The organism is Paenibacillus gansuensis, from assembly GCF_042684925.1.
In the GTDB taxonomy this organism is placed as follows: domain Bacteria; phylum Bacillota; class Bacilli; order Paenibacillales; family DY6; genus Paenibacillus_N; species Paenibacillus_N gansuensis.
This window is the reverse complement of record NZ_JBHUME010000002.1, coordinates 239864-260401: the sequence shown is the minus strand read 5'-3', so window position 1 is coordinate 260401 and position 20538 is coordinate 239864. Positions and strand designations below refer to the sequence as shown.

Annotated in this window: 19 protein-coding genes and 1 riboswitch; of the genes, 16 read left to right on the top strand and 3 right to left on the bottom strand. The window is 54.5% G+C overall.

What is annotated here, in order from left to right; all coding sequences use genetic code 11:
* The first annotated feature begins 1 nt into the window (after position 1).
* From ACFSUF_RS01415 to ACFSUF_RS01405, 3 genes are all read left to right on the top strand, one after another.
* On the top strand, positions 2–406 hold the full coding sequence (locus ACFSUF_RS01415) for a DUF350 domain-containing protein (RefSeq protein ID WP_377599376.1): 405 nt from the start codon (positions 2–4) through the stop codon (positions 404–406).
* A 235-nt stretch (positions 407–641) separates the two neighbouring features.
* The gene (locus ACFSUF_RS01410) at positions 642–1664 is read left to right on the top strand and encodes a GGDEF domain-containing protein (RefSeq protein WP_377599373.1); all 1023 of its coding nucleotides are present in this window, start codon (positions 642–644) and stop codon (positions 1662–1664) included.
* A 155-nt stretch (positions 1665–1819) separates the two neighbouring features.
* Complete coding sequence (locus ACFSUF_RS01405) at positions 1820–2677, top strand: hypothetical protein (protein WP_377599371.1); 858 nt, start codon at positions 1820–1822, stop codon at positions 2675–2677.
* A 391-nt stretch (positions 2678–3068) separates the two neighbouring features.
* On the opposite strand, the gene ACFSUF_RS01400 is transcribed toward ACFSUF_RS01405, so the two are convergent.
* The 3 genes from ACFSUF_RS01400 to clpP form a co-directional block, all read right to left on the bottom strand.
* Positions 3069–4214: a site-2 protease family protein gene (locus ACFSUF_RS01400; protein ID WP_377599370.1), complete on the bottom strand. Its 1146-nt coding sequence runs from the start codon at positions 4212–4214 to the stop codon at positions 3069–3071.
* A 141-nt stretch (positions 4215–4355) separates the two neighbouring features.
* A complete protein-coding gene (locus ACFSUF_RS01395; protein WP_377599368.1) occupies positions 4356–4562 on the bottom strand; it encodes a hypothetical protein in 207 nt (68 codons plus the stop codon).
* A gap of 27 nt (positions 4563–4589) precedes the next feature.
* Positions 4590–5171 carry an ATP-dependent Clp endopeptidase proteolytic subunit ClpP gene (clpP, locus tag ACFSUF_RS01390; RefSeq protein WP_377599366.1) on the bottom strand — a complete coding sequence of 194 codons (582 nt, stop codon included), beginning with the start codon at positions 5169–5171 and terminating at the stop codon, positions 4590–4592.
* A 184-nt stretch (positions 5172–5355) separates the two neighbouring features.
* Here clpP and ACFSUF_RS01385 point away from each other — a divergent pair, with 184 nt between their 5' ends.
* The 13 genes from ACFSUF_RS01385 (at position 5356) to cobS (ending at position 20534) form a co-directional block, all read left to right on the top strand.
* Complete coding sequence (locus tag ACFSUF_RS01385; RefSeq protein WP_377599364.1) at positions 5356–6072, top strand: sigma-70 family RNA polymerase sigma factor; 717 nt, start codon at positions 5356–5358, stop codon at positions 6070–6072.
* A 124-nt stretch (positions 6073–6196) separates the two neighbouring features.
* Entirely contained in the window at positions 6197–7891 is a 1695-nt protein-coding gene (locus ACFSUF_RS01380) for a tetratricopeptide repeat-containing diguanylate cyclase (RefSeq protein ID WP_377599362.1), read from the top strand.
* Between the two features lie 26 nt (positions 7892–7917).
* Positions 7918–8322 carry a zinc ribbon domain-containing protein gene (locus ACFSUF_RS01375; protein WP_377599360.1) on the top strand — a complete coding sequence of 135 codons (405 nt, stop codon included), beginning with the start codon at positions 7918–7920 and terminating at the stop codon, positions 8320–8322.
* Between the two features lie 125 nt (positions 8323–8447).
* Entirely contained in the window at positions 8448–11129 is a 2682-nt protein-coding gene (locus tag ACFSUF_RS01370; RefSeq protein WP_377599358.1) for a family 78 glycoside hydrolase catalytic domain, read from the top strand.
* Positions 11130–11216: 87 nt separating this feature from the next.
* Entirely contained in the window at positions 11217–11543 is a 327-nt protein-coding gene (locus ACFSUF_RS01365) for a hypothetical protein (RefSeq protein WP_377599356.1), read from the top strand.
* Between the two features lie 79 nt (positions 11544–11622).
* Positions 11623–11830, top strand: a riboswitch (cobalamin riboswitch).
* 179 nt (positions 11831–12009) lie between these two features.
* Positions 12010–13029, top strand: coding sequence for an ABC transporter substrate-binding protein (locus tag ACFSUF_RS01360; RefSeq protein ID WP_377599355.1), 1020 nt, complete (start codon positions 12010–12012; stop codon positions 13027–13029).
* Positions 13029–14060: a FecCD family ABC transporter permease gene (locus tag ACFSUF_RS01355; RefSeq protein ID WP_377599353.1), complete on the top strand. Its 1032-nt coding sequence runs from the start codon at positions 13029–13031 to the stop codon at positions 14058–14060. The genes ACFSUF_RS01360 and ACFSUF_RS01355 overlap by 1 nt, the downstream gene beginning before the upstream one ends.
* Positions 14061–14065: 5 nt before the next feature.
* On the top strand, positions 14066–14977 hold the full coding sequence (locus ACFSUF_RS01350) for a heme ABC transporter ATP-binding protein (protein ID WP_377599351.1): 912 nt from the start codon (positions 14066–14068) through the stop codon (positions 14975–14977).
* A gap of 235 nt (positions 14978–15212) precedes the next feature.
* Positions 15213–16265, top strand: coding sequence for a nicotinate-nucleotide--dimethylbenzimidazole phosphoribosyltransferase (cobT, locus tag ACFSUF_RS01345; RefSeq protein WP_377599349.1), 1053 nt, complete (start codon positions 15213–15215; stop codon positions 16263–16265).
* A 54-nt stretch (positions 16266–16319) separates the two neighbouring features.
* The gene (locus tag ACFSUF_RS01340; RefSeq protein WP_377599347.1) at positions 16320–18011 is read left to right on the top strand and encodes a cobyric acid synthase; all 1692 of its coding nucleotides are present in this window, start codon (positions 16320–16322) and stop codon (positions 18009–18011) included.
* Positions 18012–18115: 104 nt separating this feature from the next.
* Positions 18116–19225 carry a threonine-phosphate decarboxylase CobD gene (gene cobD, locus ACFSUF_RS01335; protein WP_377600203.1) on the top strand — a complete coding sequence of 370 codons (1110 nt, stop codon included), beginning with the start codon at positions 18116–18118 and terminating at the stop codon, positions 19223–19225.
* The gene (locus tag ACFSUF_RS01330; RefSeq protein WP_377599345.1) at positions 19222–19788 is read left to right on the top strand and encodes a bifunctional adenosylcobinamide kinase/adenosylcobinamide-phosphate guanylyltransferase; all 567 of its coding nucleotides are present in this window, start codon (positions 19222–19224) and stop codon (positions 19786–19788) included. Before cobD ends, ACFSUF_RS01330 begins: the two co-directional genes overlap by 4 nt.
* Complete coding sequence (cobS, locus tag ACFSUF_RS01325) at positions 19785–20534, top strand: adenosylcobinamide-GDP ribazoletransferase (protein ID WP_377599343.1); 750 nt, start codon at positions 19785–19787, stop codon at positions 20532–20534. The genes ACFSUF_RS01330 and cobS overlap by 4 nt, the downstream gene beginning before the upstream one ends.
* Positions 20535–20538: the final 4 nt, after the last annotated feature.

The window sequence follows — 20538 nt, the reverse complement described above, 5'->3', positions numbered from 1 at the left end:
TATGGAAAATATGCTTACGGACTTATGGCATGTGTTGATCGGAATTGCACTGATTTTGGTCATGATGGCAGCGGGGTATCTGGTTTTCAGCAAACTTACGAAATTCGATGATTACGCAGAAATTCAAAAGGGAAACGAAGCGGCGGGCATTTATATGGGAGGCAAGCTGCTGGGCCTGGCGATTATTGTAGGCCTGGTATCGTACAGCTCTGACTCCTGGGTGGAAATGATCGTGTGGTCTGTAGTCGGGATTATCGCACTTTGCCTGGTTTACGTGCTGTTCGATTTCCTTACTCCCAAGCTTGATGTATGCCGTGAAATTGAAAAAGGAAACAAAGCCGTCGCCCAGCTTCTTCGTTCCATCCTGGTCGGTGTATCGCTGGTGATCGGCACTTTCTTGATGTAACTCTAAAAGCCAGGAAATTGAGTTACAGCGGGGAACCGCCTGCTGAATAATCAACTTACAATGATAATCTTCCCTGGACTGCAGGGAAGATTATTTTTGCATTAACCACAGTTCAAAGGAAGGGATTTACGCTCCGATTATGGAAGATATAAGAGTGGAAGTGATCCAAGCCTGGATTTTACGTATCATTTGCGGAAGCTTGTCTTCTAAATTTCAAAGCAGGATGTGCAGCGGGATGAACGGATTACCTCAAAACGATCAGGTTCTCGAAAACATATTTTCCGCCTTGCGGTGGTTTTTTCTTGTGGTATCTGCTTGGATCTATATGGCTTACTACGAGTCTGAAAGTACGGTTCTGTGCTTTTGGGTGCTGATTGCCTTCGGTACGCTGTACATGGGTGCGGCCCAGTGGGTACTGATGAAAGCCGAAATGAACACCAGAATATACGTGACTCTTACGAGGGTCGGAGTCGTCTTCGATATCGCGGCGGTAGTAGGGTTAATGATGATCACCGGCGGAGCGGAGAGCCCGATGTTTGCTATAAATTACTTGATTATTCTGCATGCTTCTGTCTATTGGGGACTCCGCGGCGGGATCGGCAGCGCTGCAGTTTTGGCCTTGAGTTATACGGGGGTTCTGCTGCTGGGGCCTTTCCAAGTGCAATCGGTGCCCTATTATGTGATGAATTATTTTTTTCTGGCGATTGTCGGTACTATGGGCGGAATGATTGTGTCCAGGGAACGGAAGCATCTAAATGAAAAAACGATTGCGCAGAATATTGCCAAAACCGATTACCTGACGGGTCTCTATAACCACAGGACGTTCCAGGAAACGCTGAAAGAGCTCGTGGACACCAATACGAAATTCACCCTGGTTATGGCGGATATCGATTATTTCAAAAGAATTAATGACATGTTCGGGCATCTATCCGGAGATCGTGTGCTTAAGGAAATTGCGACACATCTGGAACAGATGCTACCTGCGGGGAAAGGCACGGCTTTCCGCTACGGAGGCGAGGAGTTTGCCGTCCTTGTCCGGGACTTGCCGATCACGCAAGTGAAGATGATGCTACATCAGCTGCGGTCAGAGCTGCAGGAATGTGTATTCTCTTATTGTGACAGCGATATGCGGGTGACGATGAGCTTCGGTGTGGCCGAGTTTTGCGGCCAGTCTGCTGCAGGGCTTGTACGGCAAGCGGATGAAGCACTATACGAAGCCAAGCGGCTGGGACGCAACCAGGTAGTGCTTGCGGGGTAAGTGGCCTAAGTAAGCTGGACTTTTTCAGATGACATGTTAGGCGGACGTCTGTTTAGGATAGGCTGGGTGGCCGTTTGTATGGCTAAAGGTTGGATCCCGCAGTTTTTGTGGCATAATGGGAGTAGCAACGTATTTACGGTAGGGAGCTGTGAAGCATGAAGACAGAGTTGCCTCATTTAGAGGATAGTTCATTGACAATTTACATACGGCCGGTTAATCTGACGCGTTTTCAGAATGAGGACGAGCTTCGGGAGAAGGCGATTGAATGGGGCTTGATGACGGCCAATGCCAAAACCAAGTCCCAATACTGGTATAAAGGCAGAGAATATAAAAGGCTGTGTACTCTGGTAGGCTACGATCATCCGCTGACTTGTGTCGTTGAGTTCCAGGATGGGAATCTGCATAACGTGCATTATGCTTACCTGAAGGAGATGCAGGCGGCAGGGTTTAGTGCGGGTCCGAAAGTGGTCCAGCAGGATTCGGATGAGGCGGATGCGGGCGAGGATTCAGAAGCTTCGGCGGCGAATGCTGAGGCTGACGGTGCTGACTCGCAGCTGGCAAGCGGCGGTCAAGCAGGCGCTGCAGCGGTGTCTTCCGGCGCGGGGACTGAGCAGCCGGAGGAAGCTGAAGAGGCTCAGTCGGAAGAGCCTAAGCAGGCAGCAAAGCCAGCAGCTAAAGCGGCCAAGGCGCCGAAAGCACCGAAAGCGCCGAAAATTGTGCTGCCGGAGGAGAAGATGGCTGCCTCCGCGACCGTCCACGAGTTCACGACCAAGTACAACCATTTCAACGACAGCGAGGATGAGGTGGTCGTATACTCGGACGTGAAAATCACAAAACCGGACGAAGAACAGGTGGAGCTTGATTTTGCTTGGTCCAGCTACAGCGGCACGTTGAAGAAACAGGAGCTGGAAGCGGGAGACCGCATCACGTTCGAAGCCAAATTTGCGGACAAGAAGCTGAACAAAGAAGTCCGTTTCAAAATTAACAACCCGTCGAAGATCCAGAAACAATAGCTCGTTTTTTGGCGCAGTCAGCAGGTTTCTTGATCAGCAACTTACACGGCCGCCTGTGTTTACGGTCAGCAACTCTCGGGCTCACCAACCTCGACGGTCACTTAGCGGACGAGATTACCTCTAATTTGTCGGTGAATGAGGTAAATAGACTTTAGTGGAGAAAAGTTCCCTTAATTTGGCGAATATAAGCCTTTTTGAAGCGAAAAGTAGAGAATAGAGGAAGTTTTATCCTTTAAATGGGGAATGCAGCTCGTTTTGTACGAATTAGGGGAAGCTTTCTCTCTTAGTAAGTTGAAAGAGCTGCTGGATGCCGCATCGCACTGCTTCTAAGCAGCAAACGCAAAGAACCCCCGGTACTTCATCCGAAGCGCCGGGGGTTCTTTGCGTTGCCTTACATGTTCACTTCAAATTGCTGCACCAATTCATGGCCGTATACCGCGAAGGCGGAGAGGACGGCGGCGAGCAGCAGGTAAGCGACGAGGACTTTCCACTTCACGGAGCGGGGCGCCTCGTAGTAGGTGGATAAGCGCTCCAGCTGCTCGTTCACGATGGCCAGTTTCTCGTTCAGCTCCCGCTGGACACGGACCAGCAGCTCGGAAGGAGCCGGGTTCTGCGGATCAGCCTCATAGAAGTACACCGGCTGGAATTCCCACTGTTTCACCAGTTCCAGCGCCTGAAGCGAGTACCCTAAATCCAACTTCGCTTTTTCCCGCGCCAGCTTCTCGTTATCGTGGATGAACGGGATCAGCGTTTTGCGGGTGTGCTGAATGACCCGCTCGGACTCTGCAATGGTGGACTGCAGTTCCCGTTTGAGTTCAAACGTGCTGTTCATGGACGGCCACTCCTGTATGGAGTCCCTCAGCCGGACAAGATTGTATTTCTCATGCGCAACGATCGCTGCACGATACCCTTCACGCTGCCGGTTCCACCAGGTTACGACACCGAAGATGAGAATCAGAATGGTGATAGGGCTCGGGCGAAAATAGACGACGATAAAAAGGCCGGCCAGACCGATAAACCAGATTTTGCTGGATAGGACGGACACGATCCGGCCGCCGTCGAGCGGAGATACTGGGATCAGGTTAAACAAGTTGATCAAGGCGCCGAGGTAGATCACAAGAGCCCAGAACGGATCCTCTGTTGCATAGTACAAACCAATGGCAGGCAAGAACGAGATCAGGCCTGCCAGTGGACCGCCGTAGGCAAGGTAAGCTTCCGTAGCTGCATCGCGCGGCTTGTCTTTCATAGAAATAAATGCACCTACGAACGGAATGAACACAGCCGGGGAAGTCGTGATTCCCTTACGCCGCGCTGCTATCACATGACCCATCTCATGGACAAAGATCAAGTAAATAAGCGCAACAGCGAACTTCCATCCATAAAAAACCGCATAAGTCGCAAGGGAAGCAGCCATAGTGATAAACGTGCCTCCGAACTTGGACCATTTGAGCAGGGCGAGCACCCACTTGAATTTGGCTATAAGAAACACGCCTGCGGCGGCAAGAAACGATTTATTGCGTGTACCGGACAATTGCATTCTTCCTTTCCCGGGAAATGATTTTCAAGGCTAGACTCTATTATACGATAAAATGAAACCTGAAGTTTCGCCGCCGCATCCATCCCAGGACAGACAAAGAAACCCCCATCAGCCTCGAGGCAAAAAAGGGGTTGGTGCAACCTATAGTGAAAATCCTACACGCGGCCTCTGCCGCTCCTTCGTATCGATCGTAATCGCCCGGATCGAGCTAACCGGGATATACAGCTCCTGATACTCGGTCCGGTACTTCACGAACTGTTCGTTCGCTTCTTCCAAAATCCCGTCCTTGGCGGCTGCCCCGTCCAAAAATACAATCGTAACTTCTTTCCCCATCAACTGTTCCAGCATGGTAACCGTTCCTCCTTCTTAATCCTCTTACAAAGAGGTGATGATTTTGTCAATGACGCCATAGTCCATTGCTTCCTGCGCGGTCATGAAGTAATCCCGGTCCATATCCTTTTCGACCTTGTCTGCCGATTGTCCTGTACGTTCCGCTGTAAGCTGCACCGTTTTTTCGCGTATTTGCAAAATCCGTTTGGCGCTGATCGCAATATCGCTGGCCTGCCCTTGGGCGCCGCCGTGAGGCTGATGGATCATGACCTCGCTGTTCGGCAGGGCGAGCCGCTTCCCTTTGGTGCCCGCCAGGAGAAGAATTGCGCCAAAGGAGGCAGCCATGCCGGTGCAGATGGTACTTACATCCGGTTTAATAAACTGCATCGTATCGTAGATGCCGAAACCGGCAGAGGTTGATCCGCCCGGACTGTTAATATACATATGAATGTCTTTCTCCGGGTCTTCCGCCGACAAGAACAGGAGTTGAGCGATGATGCTGTTAGCCAGCTGATCGTCAATTGCCGCCCCTACAAAAATAATCCGGTCCTTCAACAGCCGGGAATAAATATCATACGAACGCTCGCCGCGGCTGGTCTGCTCCACGACATAAGGGATATAATTCATTGAAATCGACCTCCGTCACCTGAAATTTGATATGCATATAAGTAAACGGCGTGCAGAACCGGAAGGATACGCTGGTATGGAATTTAAAAAAGATGCCGCCCGGCGTATCTTCCGAACTATGAAATTCGTATACTTAGGGCATAACTCCAATTTAAAAAACGGCCGCGAAAGGGGCGGATGCGCAATGAATCCTAACGGAACAGCTTCGCACGAGGACACAAAATCTTATCTTGCTCTAAAGCGATACTGTCTTTCATTGACCAAAACAAGTTGGGACGCGGAGGACCTGGCCCAGAACGCTTGGTTGAAAGCTTATGCATATCTGAAACAAACGCCATCCGATCTGCCTGAGGCGCTTATGATCCGCATGGCCAAACACAGCTGGATCGATCAAGTCCGGCGGCAGAATGTACTCAAACGAGTGCTCCATAAGCACGAAACCGAGGCAAAGACTGTGCAACAGACCGAAGCAGGAGTGTCCTCCGAGCTGGAGATCCTGTTCCACGGGCTCATCCGCCATCTGTCCCCGCTGCAGCGCGGCGTGTTTCTGCTGCGGGATGTCTTCAGCTATTCGGCTGCCGAGACAGCTCTGCGGCTCGGTACCTCTACGGGCGCCGTTAAAGCGGCGCTGCACCGCGCCCGGCAGGCTTTGCCTTTGGTAAGGAAGGAGTGGGAAACGGGAAGTCTTCCCGCTGCTAAGGACGAGGACACGAAAAGTTTTATACGTGCGCTTGCTTCGGCTTACACGAACGGGCATATTCAGTCGCTTGTCACGCTGGTAATGAATGACGGCGTTGATGCAGCGGCAGCAGTTACCCGGGTGCAGCAAGAAGCATCGCAAGCAGGAAAGCTGCGTAGTTCAGGGATCGGCGGGACCACTGCACCGAAGATGGCGGCTTGACTATTTTACAGGTGATGTGAAGGGTTTTAGCAGGGTTTTACGTTCATCATAGCGAACTGTATATCAAACTATGACGGCCATCCCCATGGGGATGGTTTTCGCTGCTTCCTTGGGAGGAATCATATTGGTAAGAACACACGATCAACTTTGCCTCAAATGCCAACAGGAGATCTTTTGGGAAGCTGAGATGGAGCCGGTGGATACGTGTCCGCATTGCAGCAAACCGCTTGCTGATTATTGGAGCTATCAACTGAAAGAAACCCGGGGTGAACCTTTCACCCCTGAAACTTTTGCGAAAGCACTGGATGTGCTGGAAATGATGCCTTACCAGGATGTCGCCTCGTCCGTGAAGGCGGTAAAACATGCCTTAGAAACGGCTGGAAGGCTCGGTATAGAACATTTAAAAATGCGTGTCCTGCTTGTCCAAGCCGACGTCATGGGCAGGCAGGGAGAAATTGCTGAGGGCGGGCGCATGCTGATGGAGGTAAAAGACTGGGCCATCGTTCACAGGAATGCTTATGTGCTGTCGCGCAGTCACCGGCTGTTAACGGGATTTTTCCGGAGGATCGGGGACATGGCCGGCGCTTTTGAACATGCGGTCAGAGCTGTGGAGCAGACCCCGCCCGATGTTCCGCCCCGCATAAAGGCGGACCATTTGATGATTCTTGCCTTAATGCTGGATGAAACAGGAGCTTACGAGTCGGCGAGCTACCGGTTTCAAGAAGTGATGGAAATCGCCTCCGAGGTGCAGGATTCGCAGCTGGCGCTGAATACATTAAACAACATGGCTTTTACCCGCTATGAGCAGGGAGATGCCGTGAAGGCGATGGAACTGGTCGATCAAATGAAGGAGGTGGCCGGCCAATACCATCTTCCTTTGGGCGCGCATCAGCTTGACACGATTGCCAGAACTCTTATGCTGCTCGGACTGGCTGAACAGGCCGAAAACACGCTTCGCCCGGCCATTGAAAATCCGGAGGGACGGATGCTGGCTGAAATCTCAGCGCTGCCCGAGAGCATGATTACCTACGCGGAAGCCCATCGCGCACAGGGAGCGTTTGACCGGGCTCAGTCCACGATGGATAAGGCGCGGGAGTTATGCGATAAATACGGGTTGTCCGGGCTGAAGGTGAGAGTGAAGCTGGAACAATGCAACATTTATGCGGCTCAAGGCCGGTATAAGGAAGCGTTCGACATGCACCGCGAATATCATGCTGAAGCCGAGACGCTGCGGGCCAACGAGATGCAGGCCCGTACCCGCATACTTCAAGCCGTGTTTGATGCGGAGGAGGCGCGCCGGGTAAGCGAACAGTACCGCGAGATGGCGCTCCGCGATCCGTTGACCGGACTGCATAACCGGAGGTTCATCGATGCGCATATCGATACGCTGTTGGAACGTGCATCCGCAACGGGAGAGCATATTACGGTGATGATGATCGACCTGGATCACTTCAAGGTGATCAACGATACGTTATCGCATGCCGTCGGTGATCAGGTTCTTTTGAACATCGCTAAACTGCTGACTTCCGCCGTTGCCGAAACGGCGGCGGTGTCCAGATTCGGGGGAGAGGAATTCGTGGTGGTTCTCTCCGGTACGGATGAAAGGGAAGGCCATGCGTGCGCCGAACGGATCCGGAACAGCATATGCAGCGCGGATTGGAAGGAGATTACCGGCGATTTGCGCATTACGGCCAGTATTGGCGCCAGCACTGCGGCAGGCGGCAGGACCACCCGGTTTACGCTGCTTTCCCAGGCGGATGTCAATTTATATACAGCGAAGCGGGCAGGCCGGAATAGGGTCGTCTCTTCAGGCGTATAGTTTAGTAACGAAGGGAGAGGTAAGTCATGAGGGTTGAATGTCCATGGTGCGGCAATCATGTAGAGCTCGTTCATCAGACTTGTCCAGTGTGCCTCCATGAGGTGCTGCAGGATCATCTGAATTCGGAGGCGGACGAAGGCAAAGAAGGCAAAACGCCGGAAGCCAGCCTGGGGGAAGCGGACTTTGCAAGTATTGAAGAGGCTATTCAATTCAAGTTCAAATGCGCAAAGTGCGGATACACCGAGTGCCGGACGAAAGAAGTAGCGATGAGCGGGACAGGGCTTAGCAAACTTTTGGACGTGGAATACAACCATTATCTGTTCGTTAGCTGTGAACAGTGCGGTTTCGTCGAGGTGTACAACCCGGACGTGCTTCGCGGGCACACCTCCGGACAATTATCTACTGTATTGGATATTCTGTTCGGCGGATAGATTCGTACAACGGCTTCTTTTTATGTCTGAATCCACCTCATTACTAGTCCGTATTCACCCCATCTCTTGGCAGGCATCTGTACTACAATAGAATCAAAATCTATCTGTTACAGGAGGCGTCCCGCATGGTAACTGTCCGTAAAGTGAGAATCGAGTATAAGAGGAACCCTTTAGGTATAGACGTCCAAAAGCCGCGGATCAGCTGGCAGCTTCAATCGGACCGCAGAGGAACGGCACAGCAGGCTTACCAGATTCAAGTATCAGTAGAGGATACGTTTCAGCTGGTGCTTTGGAACACGCAAAAAGTAGATTCCGAGGACAATCTGCATATCCCTTATGAGGGGCCGGAGCTTGTAGCGAGAACACGTTATTTTGTGCGCGTACGGATATGGGATGAGCAGGGGCAGGTTTCGCCTTGGAGCGAGATTGGGCATTGGGAGACGGCTTTACTGGCTGCAGGAGACTGGGAAGCTCAGTGGATTACGCCGGCGGAAGATCATCTGAACCGGCAGGAAGAGGCGGCTTTTTTGCTTCGAAAAGAGTTCGAGGTGCGCCCGCAGATCCGCTCGGCCCGCATCTATTCAACGGCGCTGGGCGTCTATGAGCTGCATCTGAACGGTACAAGAGTAAGCGAGGACCGTTTATCTCCAGGCTGGACGTCTTATAGCCATAGGCTGCAATATCAGACTTATGATGTGACCGGTCTTCTGAACGATGGGGCGAACGCTGTCGGGATGGCTTTGGCCAACGGCTGGTATAAAGGAAACTTGGCATGGGATGGACGCAGCAATATATACGGTGACAGGCGCGCCGGCTTGCTCCAGCTTGAGATCAGATACGAGGACGGAAGCCGGCAGGTCATCTCTACGGATGAAACTTGGAGCTCCGCAACAGGTCCGGTTGTTTATGCTGAGATTTACCATGGGGAGACGTATGACGCTCGTCTGGAAATATCGGGCTGGAGCGAAGCGGGTTCTCCTTCGGGCTCATGGGGAACGGTAGAGACTTTGGCGCCGCCGGCAGCAGTATTGAAGGCTCAGGAGAGCGAGCCGGTTCAAGTTGTTTCGGAGATTAAGCCGGTAGAGCTCATTCATACGCCCAGCGGGGAAACGGTCATTGATTTTGGACAAAACATGGTGGGCTGGGTTGCATTCCGTGTCACCGGTGAAGCGGGAACAACCGTTACGCTGCATCATGCCGAGGTACTGGACGGGGAAGGAAACTTTTATACGGAGAACCTGCGCAGCGCAAAGCAGCAAATAAGGTACATATGCAAAGGCGGGCAGGAGGAACGGTACGAACCGCATTTTACGTTCCAGGGCTTCCGCTATGTGAAAGTCGAGGGGTATACCGGGGAGCTGCGACTGGATGCGTTTACCGGCCGCGTCGTGCATTCGGCTATGGAGCAAACCGGAAAGTTCGAATGTTCGAATCCGCTGCTGAACCAGCTGCAAAGTAACATTGTGTGGGGGCAAAAAGGAAACTTCCTCGACGTTCCGACGGACTGCCCGCAGCGGGATGAACGGCTTGGATGGACAGGAGATGCTCAGGTGTTTATCCGGACGGCTGCTTTTAATATGGAGGTCGCGTCTTTTTTCACCAAGTGGCTTCGGGATTTGCAGGCGGATCAAGCGGAGGACGGAGCGGTTCCTTTTGTCGTACCGAATGTGCTGGACGGCTATTCTTCGGCAGCCTGGGGTGATGCCGCAGTCATCTGCCCGTGGAACTTGTATGTATGCTATGGGGACCGTCGCATCCTTCAGGAACAGTTTGCGAGCATGAAAGCCTGGGTAGAGTACATCCGCAGGCAAGGGGACAATGAGTATTTATGGAATACGGGCTTCCACTTCGGCGATTGGCTGGGACTGGATGCGAAGGAGAACAGCTATATCGGCGCTACGCCGACGGACCTCATCGCAACCGCTTTCTATGCTTACTCCACACAGCTTGTATCCAAAGCGGCGGAGGTTCTGGGCCTGGAGGAGGAAGCGCGTAAGTATAAAGAACTGCACTCCCGGATCAGCGAGCATTTTCATCTAGAGTTCGTTACTCCGAATCACCGCCTGGCAGCTCCAACGCAAACCGCACATGTACTCGCGTTAATGTTCGGACTGGTGGAAGGCCCGGCTAAGGAACGGACCGCAGCCACGCTGGCCAAAATGATTGAAGACAACAAGTATCACTTGACCACAGGGTTCGTTGGAACACCTTACCTTTGTCTGGCGCTGTCGGAGAACGGATATCACGAGACAGCCGCTAAGCTGGTTACCCAAACGTCTTATCCGTCCTGGCTGTATTCCATAACGAAGGGCGCCACGACCATATGGGAGCATTGGGACGGGATTAAGGAAGACGGCAGCTTTTGGAGCAAGGATATGAACTCTTATAATCATTATGCATACGGCTCTATCGGCGACTGGCTGTACCGGGTATTGGCAGGGCTCGACGCGGCGGAAGACCGGCCGGGTTATAAGCGTATTCTGTTGAAGCCGCAGCCTTCCGAGGAATTTGAGTATGCCTCAGCTGAGCTAGAGTCCATGTATGGCCCGATCCGCAGTTCCTGGCGGCGGGATTCCGAGTCGCTGACCATGGCGGTCGAAATTGAAATTCCCGCAAATACTACCGCTCAGGTAACGCTTCCCGAAGCTGCAGCGGACCGTGTCATGGAAGGCGGGACGCTTCTTAGCCAGACGGAGGGCATCAATTCCGTTAGACAGCTCGGCAGTGCGGTTGTGTTTGAGGCAGGCTCCGGAAAGTACAGTTTCTCGTACCCGCTGGCAGCCCGGCTGGCGGAGCAGACAGTGTAATAGGAATTCCTCGGGATTAGGGTCCTTTTGGCATAAGGTACGGTATGGTATGATAAAAGGCATCTGAAGCCAAGGTGAGTGAAAAGCATGAAGGAAGAGAAAGGCAGCGCATCGGATCTGCCGGCTGCCGCGCTGCAAGCGGAGAACGAGGCGCTCAGGGCGGAATGGGAACGGCTGCAGGCGGAGAACTCGGCGCTGAAAGCGGAGCGGGAGCAAGTAACGGCAGAGAATGCGGCGCTGCAAGCGATGGCCGAGCAAATAAAGGCTCATGTCGAGCAAGTAAATGCCGACAATAAGAGGCTTGTCCACGAGAAGGAAGCGCTGGAGCAGGAAACCGCCAGGCTCCGCCGGTCGCTGCGGAAACAAGCCGCCGCTTACGTCCCGACGCGATTATATGAAACATTGAGAGAGTAATTTTAGGCAGGGAAACAGGTTGCATTCGGCCTCATTCTCCTCTATAATTTGAGCAGATTGGTAGCTTGAGAGAATTGAATAACCAACTTTACCGTTAGGTGCCTAGTCGCTGCGATTTTCGCTAGAGACGGGTTAAAAGGGAAGCCGGTGAGATTCCGGCACGGTCGCGCCACTGTAATTAGGGGATTGCCTCACCGAAGCCACTGTCCATGACGCACATGGATGGGAAGGCGGGGGCGAATCAGAAACCCATAAGTCAGGAGACCTGCCTTGCGGTCTAGCAGACGAAGTCCTTCGCGAAAGAGGAATCGGCGCACCGGGATCGGCACCCTGACGGGGAGGCCGACTTGTATCCTTGTTTGCTGTACCCTCTGTCCATAATTGGGCAGGGGGTTTTTCGTTTATCGGGTTGTTTGAACGGACCAGGCTCCTATCTCACTAGAATTGCAAAGGGAGAGGGACACAGATGAAGAGAAGTTTGAAGTGGCACAAGTCTTCATGGCTTGCCATGGTTTTGCTGTTTGCGTTGGCGTTGACAGCGTGCGGTACGAACGGCGGCGGGAATGCAGCGGCGGGCAGTAACGCAGAAACGAAACAAGAGGGGAATGCGGCAGGGAATAACACGGCTGCCGGCAATGCGGCTGACAACGCCGGCGATGCCAAGACCGTTTATCCGCTAACGCTGAAAGACAGTACAGGTACGGACGTAACCTTCGATAAAGCGCCTGCGAAAATCGCTACCCTCGTACCGAGCGAAACGGAAGCCGTTTACGCCGTTGGCGCCGGGGACCGCATTGTAGGGGTTGATGATTACAGCGATTACCCGGAGGAAGCGAAAACAAAGCCGAAGCTGGGTGATATGAACATCAATCTGGAAGCGGTTGTTGCGGCGAAGCCGGATGTGGTGTTCGCACATTCGAGCATACAATCCAAGGTCATCGAGGAGCTTCGGGGGCTCAATGTAAAAGTGTTCGCTTCCGATCCCAAGTCGGTGGATGAAGTGATAGCGAAGATCGATACGGTTGGACAAATCCTGGATTTACAGGCAGGCGCCAAGCAGGTGACGGACCAGATGAAAGCGGAGAAACAGCAGGTCGTTGATGCCTTGAAAGGAACTCCGCTCAAAAAAGTGTACATGGAATTCTCCCCGGGATGGACCGTCGGCAGCGGGGAATACATGGACGAGCTGGTTACGCTGGCCGGGGGAGACAATGTAGGCAAGGCGAAAGCCGGCTGGTATGAAATTGACCCCGAGGCGATTATTAAAGCGAATCCGGAGGTCATTTTATACGCCAAAGATGATGAATATCTGAAGAATAGTATCTATGACGGGATTATAAAGCGTCCGGGATTTAAGGAAATTGGAGCCGTGAAGAACGGTCAGGTATTTCCGTTGGATAACAATATGATCAGCCGGGTAGGGCCGCGTTTAACGAAAGTGCTGCTGGATATGGCCAAGGCCATTCATCCGGACCTGGTGAAGTAATGAAGCGGAAGCTGATGTGGATTTTGGGAGGGGCGGGGGTGCTCCTCCTTTTATCCGTTATGGTAAGTTTGTCGCTTGGTGCCGCTCATGTGCCTTTGACGAAGGTTTGGAGTATTTTGCTGGATCAGGTTCCTTTGGCGGGGCGGCTGGTCTCAGTTCCGTCCGGAATGGAAGCGGAAAGCACCATTATTCTGGATGTGCGGTTAACGCGCGTTGTGCTGGCTATTTTGGTAGGGGCGGCATTGGCTCTGGCAGGGGCGGGATTTCAAGGCGTGCTGCGGAATCCGCTTGCAGATCCATACACTCTGGGTGTGGCAACGGGCGCTTCAGTCGGGGCGGCTTTCCTGATCTTGTTCGGATGGCAGACGGCGGCGGGGCAGTGGACGGTTCCGGCGGTAGCTTTTGCGACGGGAATGTTGACCTTGTTCGGGGTACTCCGTCTTGCTTCCCACGAGGGCAAAATGGAGTTGGAGACGCTGCTGCTGTCGGGAGTGGTGGTACAGGCATTTTTGGGCTCGGCCGTGTCGTTCATGGTGTCCCTCTCCAATAATGTGGTCAATGAGATCGTGTTCTGGATGATGGGCAGTCTGTCGAAAAGAGGCTGGGATTACTCCCTTGCCATGATCCCCTATCTTGTCATTGGAATTGTAGTGCTGCTCAGCTACAGCCGGAATTTGAACCTGTTTGCGCTTGGCGAGCGCCAGGCGGCTCATATGGGTGTCCATGTGCAGCGTACGAAGCTGGTGGTGCTGATCGTGTCGACCCTGCTTACGGCGGCGGCGGTTTCGGTGGCGGGCGTGGTCGGTTTTGTCGGATTGGTCGTGCCTCATCTGGTGCGGCTTTTGTTCGGTCCGGACTATCGGATTTTGATGCCGGTGTCTGCGGTGGTCGGAGGCATGTATGTGCTGTGGTCGGATACACTCGCCCGGCTCGTCCTGTCCCCTAAGGAGATCCCGCTGGGTGTGGTGACGGCTTTTATCGGGGCTCCGTTTTTTGCTTATTTGCTGCGGAAAAGAAAAATGGGGAGGTGAGGACATTGGGAAAATCCGAGGAACGTGCGGTGAAGAACCCGGCGCTGAAGATGCACGGTGCTGCGGGGGCGCAGTCAAATGTATTCCGGCGTGGGTTGGGGAAAGTGGAGCAGGAAATCAGCGCGTCGGCATTTCCGATGGTCGAGGTGAGCCGGGTCAGCAAGACTTATGGTGCGGCCAAGGTGCTCGATCAGGTAGATGTTACTGTGGCTCCCGGAAGCTTCCACGGGATTATCGGGCCGAACGGCAGCGGGAAGTCCACCTTGCTTAAGCTGATGTCCGGCATCGATAGGCTGGAGCAAGGCAGTGTCCAGTTACACGGGAAACCCATTGCAGCATATGGGGCCAAGGAGCTTGCCCGGTTCATGGCTGTTTTGCAGCAGGAAGGGCTTCCGGCGGTAGGCTTTACCGTGCGGGAAGTAGTTGAAATGGGCAGATACCCTTATCAATCCTGGCTTGGCGGTGAGGCGGGGGATGCTGAGAAACTGATTGACAGTGTCATGGACAAACTGGGGTTGTCCGTTTATGCGGAACGGCCGGTTGCTGCTCTAAGCGGAGGGGAACGCCAGCGTGTAGCCCTTGCGAAGACCATGGTCCAGGAGCCGCTGTTGCTGCTGCTCGATGAACCGACAACCTTTCTGGATATCGGCTACCAGCTGCAAATGATGGACTATGTCCGCACATGGCAGCAGGAGTGCGGGATGACCGTTGTGGCGGTCCTCCATGACTTGAACCTTGCTGCGCAGTATTGCGACAGCTTGACCGTGCTGCACCGGGGCAAAGTAGCGGTTAGCGGCACGCCCCGCGAGGTGCTGACGAAGGAATGGATTGAGCAGGTATACGGTACCAAGCCGGAAATCGTGCCGCACCCAAGCACGGGCGCTCCGCAGATTCTGCTGACGCCGGGGGAGGTTTGAAGGCGGCAGCTAGAATGGGACTTAGTAAATGACCCGTGGTGAATGGATCGGATAAAGAGGGGTAGAAATTACCCACCGTTAGCGGGAAGAGCGTACGGAGGATAGAAATGACCCGCCATTGGCGGGAAGAGTGTACGTAGGGTAGAAATTACCCACTATTGGCGAGAAGAGCGTATGGAGGGAAGAATGACCCACCGTTGCCGACAAAGGTACTTAGAAGAGAGGGGAATGTTACATGGTAACGATTCAAGAAATGATTGAGCGGATTAAGCCGTTGGACCAGAAAGCGATGGAAGAGGCGCAGCGCAGGCTGGACAGCCTGACGAAGCCGCCGGGCAGTTTGGGGCGCTTGGAAGAGATGGCCAAGCAGGCCGCCGGCATTACGGGAGAAGTGACACCGGACTTGTCCCGTAAGGCCGTCATGGTCATGGCGGGGGATCACGGCGTCTGCGAAGAGGGTGTGAGCGCCTTCCCGCCGGAAGTAACCCCGCAGATGGTGCTCAACTTCCTGGGCGGCGGCGCAGCGGTTAACGTGCTTGCGCGCCAAGCCAGCGCCGATGTCGTCTGTGTCGACATCGGCGTCAATGCGGAGCTCGAGCACCCCGGACTCGAGCAGCGCAAGATCCGTCGCGGCACGGGCAACATCGCCCGCGGCCCGGCTATGACACGCGCGGAGGCCGAAGCGGCCGTGCGCGTGGGCTTTGAGCTTGTGGCGGAGCGCGCCGCCCAAGGGTACCGCGTCTTCGCGACCGGAGAGATGGGCATCGGCAACACGACGCCTAGCAGCGCAATTATGGTCGCGTTGACGGGGATCTCCCCGGACCAGGCCGTAGGCCGAGGCACCGGGATCGACGAAGCGCGCCGGCTCCACAAAGTGGACGTCGTGCGCCGCGCGCTGGAAATCAACGCGCCGGATCCGGCAGACGCGCTGGATGTGCTGGCGAAGCTGGGCGGCCTCGAAATCGCCGGACTGGTCGGCGTCATTCTAGGCGCGGCAGCGCATCGCTGTCTTGTGGTGGTGGATGGCTTCATCTCGTCCGCCGCAGCTTTGATCGCCGTGCGTTTGGCACCGCAGGCAGCGGCCTACATGGTCGGTTCGCATATGTCCATGGAGCAAGGACATGCCTTGCTGGTGGAGGCGGCCGGCTTAAAACCCGTATTGCACATGGATATGCGTCTTGGCGAGGGGACGGGGGCGGTGCTGGCGTTCCATTTTATCGATGCGGCGCAGTTGATTATGAAAGAAATGGCTACCTTCGAAAGCGCCGGAGTTTCCGGCAAAGAGTAAGCATAGATGTTACAAAACGGGCGGTCTACACGATTTAGGGGAGGGAGCATTAGGATGGCGGAACAAATGCAGGAGGATATAGCAATACGGTCAAAGCCTTCTCAACAGCAGGGTACAGAGCGCACTCCCTCCGGGGACAGCTCCCCACAAGAGAAAAAGCCGGCAAGAACTCTCATGCTCCAAGGCACAGCCTCCGATGTGGGAAAAAGCCTCCTGACTGCAGCCCTCTGCCGCATCGCCAAACAAGACGGGTACGCGGTGGCTCCCTTCAAATCGCAGAATATGTCCCTAAACTCCTATGTCACACCTGACGGCAAAGAGATCGGACGCGCCCAGGGCATGCAGGCCGATGCGTGCGGTATCCCGGCTTCAACCGACATGAACCCGATCCTGCTGAAGCCCTCTTCCGACATGGCCTCACAGGTAGTGGTTCACGGCCGGCCCTTGGCTACAATGGATGCGCTCGAGTATCGTAACAACTATCTGCAAAAAGCCGAACCTGTGGTCAAAGAAGCATTGGACCGGCTGAGGAGCGGCTATGACCTGGTTGTGCTGGAAGGTGCGGGCAGCCCGGCTGAAGTCAATTTGAAAGACCGCGACATTGTGAACATGAGGCTCGCAGGCTGGGCCGATGCGCCGGTGCTGCTGGTGGCGGACATTGACCGCGGAGGGGTGTTTGCTTCCATCGTAGGGACGCTGGAAATTCTCGAGCCCGAGGAAAGAGACAGAATCAAAGGCTTCCTGATTAATAAATTTAGAGGGGACGTTACGCTGCTTAAGTCCGGTTTGGACTGGCTGGAACAACGAACCGGCAAGCCCGTTCTAGGCGTGATCCCTTTCCTGCCAAATGTGACACTGGAAGACGAGGATTCGCTGTCTCTCCAACATTCGGCCCGGGCACAATCGATGAATATAAGTAACAGTCTGCAACCCCAAAAACTGGATATCGCCGTGATCCGGCTCCCCCGGATCTCTAATTTTACAGACGCGGATCCCCTGTGGGCTGAAGAGGACGTTGCCCTCAGGTACGTCTCCAAAGCGGAGGAATTCGGTTGTCCGGACGCCGTGCTGCTCCCCGGGACCAAAAACACACTCGGAGACTTGGCATTCCTGACAGCGGAAGGGCTTGACCTTGAGCTGACACAATATGCTGCAGCTGGGGGCTGGATGGCCGGGATCTGCGGTGGGTACCAAATGATGGGCCTAACTTTGTCGGACCCCTATGGCGCAGATTCGGGTTCCGGTATGCCTTCGGAGGCACAAGGGCTTGGCGTATTCCCGCTGCATACCGTATTTTCTGAAGAAAAAACGACCGTCCGCAGTCAGGGGCTAGCGGCTCATTGGGATGAAGGAGAACTGCTGCCGGTAGAGGGATATGAGATCCACATGGGGCAAACCGAAACGGAGCCAGTCGGCCGAACCGCAACAAATGGCACAACGGATACCGCCGCGAATCCCTTACTCACGTTAGCTGATGGGACAAAAAAGGGCGTAATCACACGCTCCGGACGGCAGTGGGGGACGTATTTGCACGGCATTTTGCATAATGATGAATTCCGCCGAAGCTGGCTGAACGCCATAAGACGAAGTAAAGGCTGGGAGCCTATCGAAGGCAGTCTGAAGTTTCGCGAACGGCGCGAAGCGGAGTTTGACCGGTTAGCGGACCATGTAAGGCAGCATGTTCGGATGGATCTGATATACAGCATGGTGCATGAAGAGAGTCCGGGACCGGACGCCGGCAGGTAGAGAGGAAGAGTGGATTGAACGAAAAACATATCAACAGGCCGACGCCTGGTAAACTTGTACCGGAAGGGCGTAATGGAATCGATAGACGGCCCGAAACGAACGGACTGCTTGAAACCTACGGTCACGGCGGGGATTTGGAGACGGCAGCACAACGGTTTGGCATAGCCAGGGAAGAACTGCTGGATTTCAGTGCCAACATCAATCCGCTGGGGCCTCCGCCGAACGTAACGGAGGCAATCATAGAAGGACTCTCCTCCATTATCCATTATCCGGACCCGGGGCACCGCCGGTTGAATCAGCTATTAGCCGCACGATTGGGACTCCAACCTGAATGCATTATCGTTGGAAACGGGGCCGCCGAATGCATGGCGCTCGCTCTGCTGGGCCTCAATGCAGGGACGGTGGGTATCGCGGTTCCCTGCTTCTCGGAGTACGGGCAGCTGGCAGTTCAGTTCGGAGCGAAAGTCCTCACTGCTGCGGGCACTGCCGAGCAAGGTTTTATACCTGCCTTAGCCAATCTGAGAAGACTAATTGCAGCTTCGGACGCAGTCTTCCTGGGCTCCCCTAATAATCCTACAGGTACCGTCTATTCGCTCGGCATCCTGCACGAATTGGTAGAGCTGGCGGAGGAACACGGTACGTACCTGATCATGGATGAAGCTTTCATAGATTTCATTCCGCCCGAAGAGCGGATCACCTTGCTTCCGGAACTTCACCGCTATCCTCACCTCATCCTGATTCATTCCATGACCAAATTTTACGCGATTCCAGGGCTGCGATTAGGCTATGCAGCTGCTCACCCGGAGACCGCTGCGAAGCTGCGCGGCAAGCAGGTGACCTGGAGTGTGAACGCACTGGCTTTACTGGCTGGGGAAGCCTGTTTGGGCGGCGGTTTGGAGGACTATGAACAACGGACAAGAGAGCTGATTAAAAGGCAGAGGGAATGGTTGGTTACCCAGCTGAGCACCCCGGAACTCGGGCTTCGTATTTGGCCAAGCGCGGCCAACTTCCTGCTGCTTCGGCTGCCGGAAACCTGGACTGCGTCGGAGTTCCAACAATCGATGGGGCGCAGAGGGATTATGATCCGCAGCTGTGCCATGTACGAGGGGCTGACGCCTCAGGATATCCGTGTGGCTGTCCGCTCCGCTGAAGACAACATCCGCCTGGTTCATACGATGCGGGAAGTGCTTGGAGAAAGGGGAATCCAGGCATGAAACTCATTATGATTTCGGGAGGGGTACGTTCCGGCAAAAGCAAATTTGCGGAAGAACTCGCAACGCGGTGCGCGGCTGGATCGCCGGTTCTATATGTTGCGACAGGGCGGAGTTATGACGCCGAAATGCAGCAGAGAATTGAAGCCCACCAAGGCAGGCGTCCTTCCCATTGGGGATGCATTGAAGCCGCGGACTCGCTTGTAGGAAGCGTCCGTCACTATAACGCTTATTCCACCGTATTGGTGGATACCATGTCCGCACGGATCGGAAACGTGCTGATGTCGGCGCCGGAAACGAAGCTCCGGTCTCAGGCCATAACGGCTGCGATCCAACAGGAAATGCAGCAATGGATCGTACAGCTGCAAACCGTCACTGCGGCTAAAGAAGCCAAAACTGAGACAGTCATCGTCGTGACCGATGAAGCCGGGCTAGGCGGGGTGGCGATGACCCCGCTCGGACGATGGTTTCAGGATGTTGTCGGGGATGCGAATCAAGCGGTGGCTGCTGCTGCCGATGAGGTCTATTTTGTCGTAAGCGGGCTGCCTTGGAGGGTAAAGGGATGAATTCATTTTGGCATGCGGTGTCCTTCCTCACCCGGTTCCCGGTTCCGTCGTTTGGATCCAAAGAAGGGGACTGGGAACGAAGCCCCCGCTGGTACGCCGTTGTCGGTTTGCTTCTCGGGGCAGCCCTTTGGGGCCTTTCGTTTCCGCTGGAGTATGGGCTCGGGCCTATGGCAGGGGCTGCCACGCTCCTGGCAGTCTGGATTTATATGACCGGTGCGCTTCACCTGGACGGATGGATGGACCTCGCGGACGGGCTCGGCAGCAACCGGAGCCGGGAGCGGATGCTGGAAATTATGAAAGACAGCCGGGTGGGCGCGATGGGCGTTGTGGCGGCCGTGGTGCTGCTTCTCCTGAAGTTTACCGCTTTAGTTATGGTGCTGAGCCTGACAGGGCCGCTGCAAAGCGCATGTCTGCTGATCGTACCAGCTGCCGGAAGGTTTTTGCTGGCTGTGGTCATCCGGACTGTTCCCTACATATCCTCCAACGGGTTGGGGCAGGGGCTCCGTGAAGGGGTGACTGCTTCATTTTTAACGGTGCAGGGGATAGGCCTCGGGGGTTTGGCCTATGTTGTTTCGGGCCTGGGCGCGGTTCCCATGGCTGCGGCAGCGGCTGCGGCAGCCTGGGTTCTTACTCGAAAGGTAAGGTCTGCGCTGGGCGGCTATACGGGGGACGGATACGGCGCTTTGGTGGAAGTTACGGAAACCGCGGCCTTGCTGGGGCTCGTTTGGATGCTTAAATTTATTTAGGATG

Bases quoted from the DNA above. Each gene is read 5' to 3' on its own strand.
- ACFSUF_RS01415 (WP_377599376.1), top strand. From the start codon at position 2: ATGGAAAATATGCTTACGGACTTATGGCATGTGTTGATCGGAATTGCA.
- ACFSUF_RS01410 (WP_377599373.1), top strand. From the start codon at position 642: ATGAACGGATTACCTCAAAACGATCAGGTTCTCGAAAACATATTTTCC.
- ACFSUF_RS01405 (WP_377599371.1), top strand. From the start codon at position 1,820: ATGAAGACAGAGTTGCCTCATTTAGAGGATAGTTCATTGACAATTTAC.
- ACFSUF_RS01400 (WP_377599370.1), bottom strand. From the start codon at position 4,214: ATGCAATTGTCCGGTACACGCAATAAATCGTTTCTTGCCGCCGCAGGC.
- ACFSUF_RS01395 (WP_377599368.1), bottom strand. From the start codon at position 4,562: ATGCTGGAACAGTTGATGGGGAAAGAAGTTACGATTGTATTTTTGGAC.
- clpP (WP_377599366.1), bottom strand. From the start codon at position 5,171: ATGAATTATATCCCTTATGTCGTGGAGCAGACCAGCCGCGGCGAGCGT.
- ACFSUF_RS01385 (WP_377599364.1), top strand. From the start codon at position 5,356: ATGAATCCTAACGGAACAGCTTCGCACGAGGACACAAAATCTTATCTT.
- ACFSUF_RS01375 (WP_377599360.1), top strand. From the start codon at position 7,918: ATGAGGGTTGAATGTCCATGGTGCGGCAATCATGTAGAGCTCGTTCAT.
- ACFSUF_RS01370 (WP_377599358.1), top strand. From the start codon at position 8,448: ATGGTAACTGTCCGTAAAGTGAGAATCGAGTATAAGAGGAACCCTTTA.
- ACFSUF_RS01365 (WP_377599356.1), top strand. From the start codon at position 11,217: ATGAAGGAAGAGAAAGGCAGCGCATCGGATCTGCCGGCTGCCGCGCTG.
- ACFSUF_RS01360 (WP_377599355.1), top strand. From the start codon at position 12,010: ATGAAGAGAAGTTTGAAGTGGCACAAGTCTTCATGGCTTGCCATGGTT.
- ACFSUF_RS01355 (WP_377599353.1), top strand. From the start codon at position 13,029: ATGAAGCGGAAGCTGATGTGGATTTTGGGAGGGGCGGGGGTGCTCCTC.
- cobT (WP_377599349.1), top strand. From the start codon at position 15,213: ATGGTAACGATTCAAGAAATGATTGAGCGGATTAAGCCGTTGGACCAG.
- ACFSUF_RS01340 (WP_377599347.1), top strand. From the start codon at position 16,320: ATGGCGGAACAAATGCAGGAGGATATAGCAATACGGTCAAAGCCTTCT.
- ACFSUF_RS01330 (WP_377599345.1), top strand. From the start codon at position 19,222: ATGAAACTCATTATGATTTCGGGAGGGGTACGTTCCGGCAAAAGCAAA.
- cobS (WP_377599343.1), top strand. From the start codon at position 19,785: ATGAATTCATTTTGGCATGCGGTGTCCTTCCTCACCCGGTTCCCGGTT.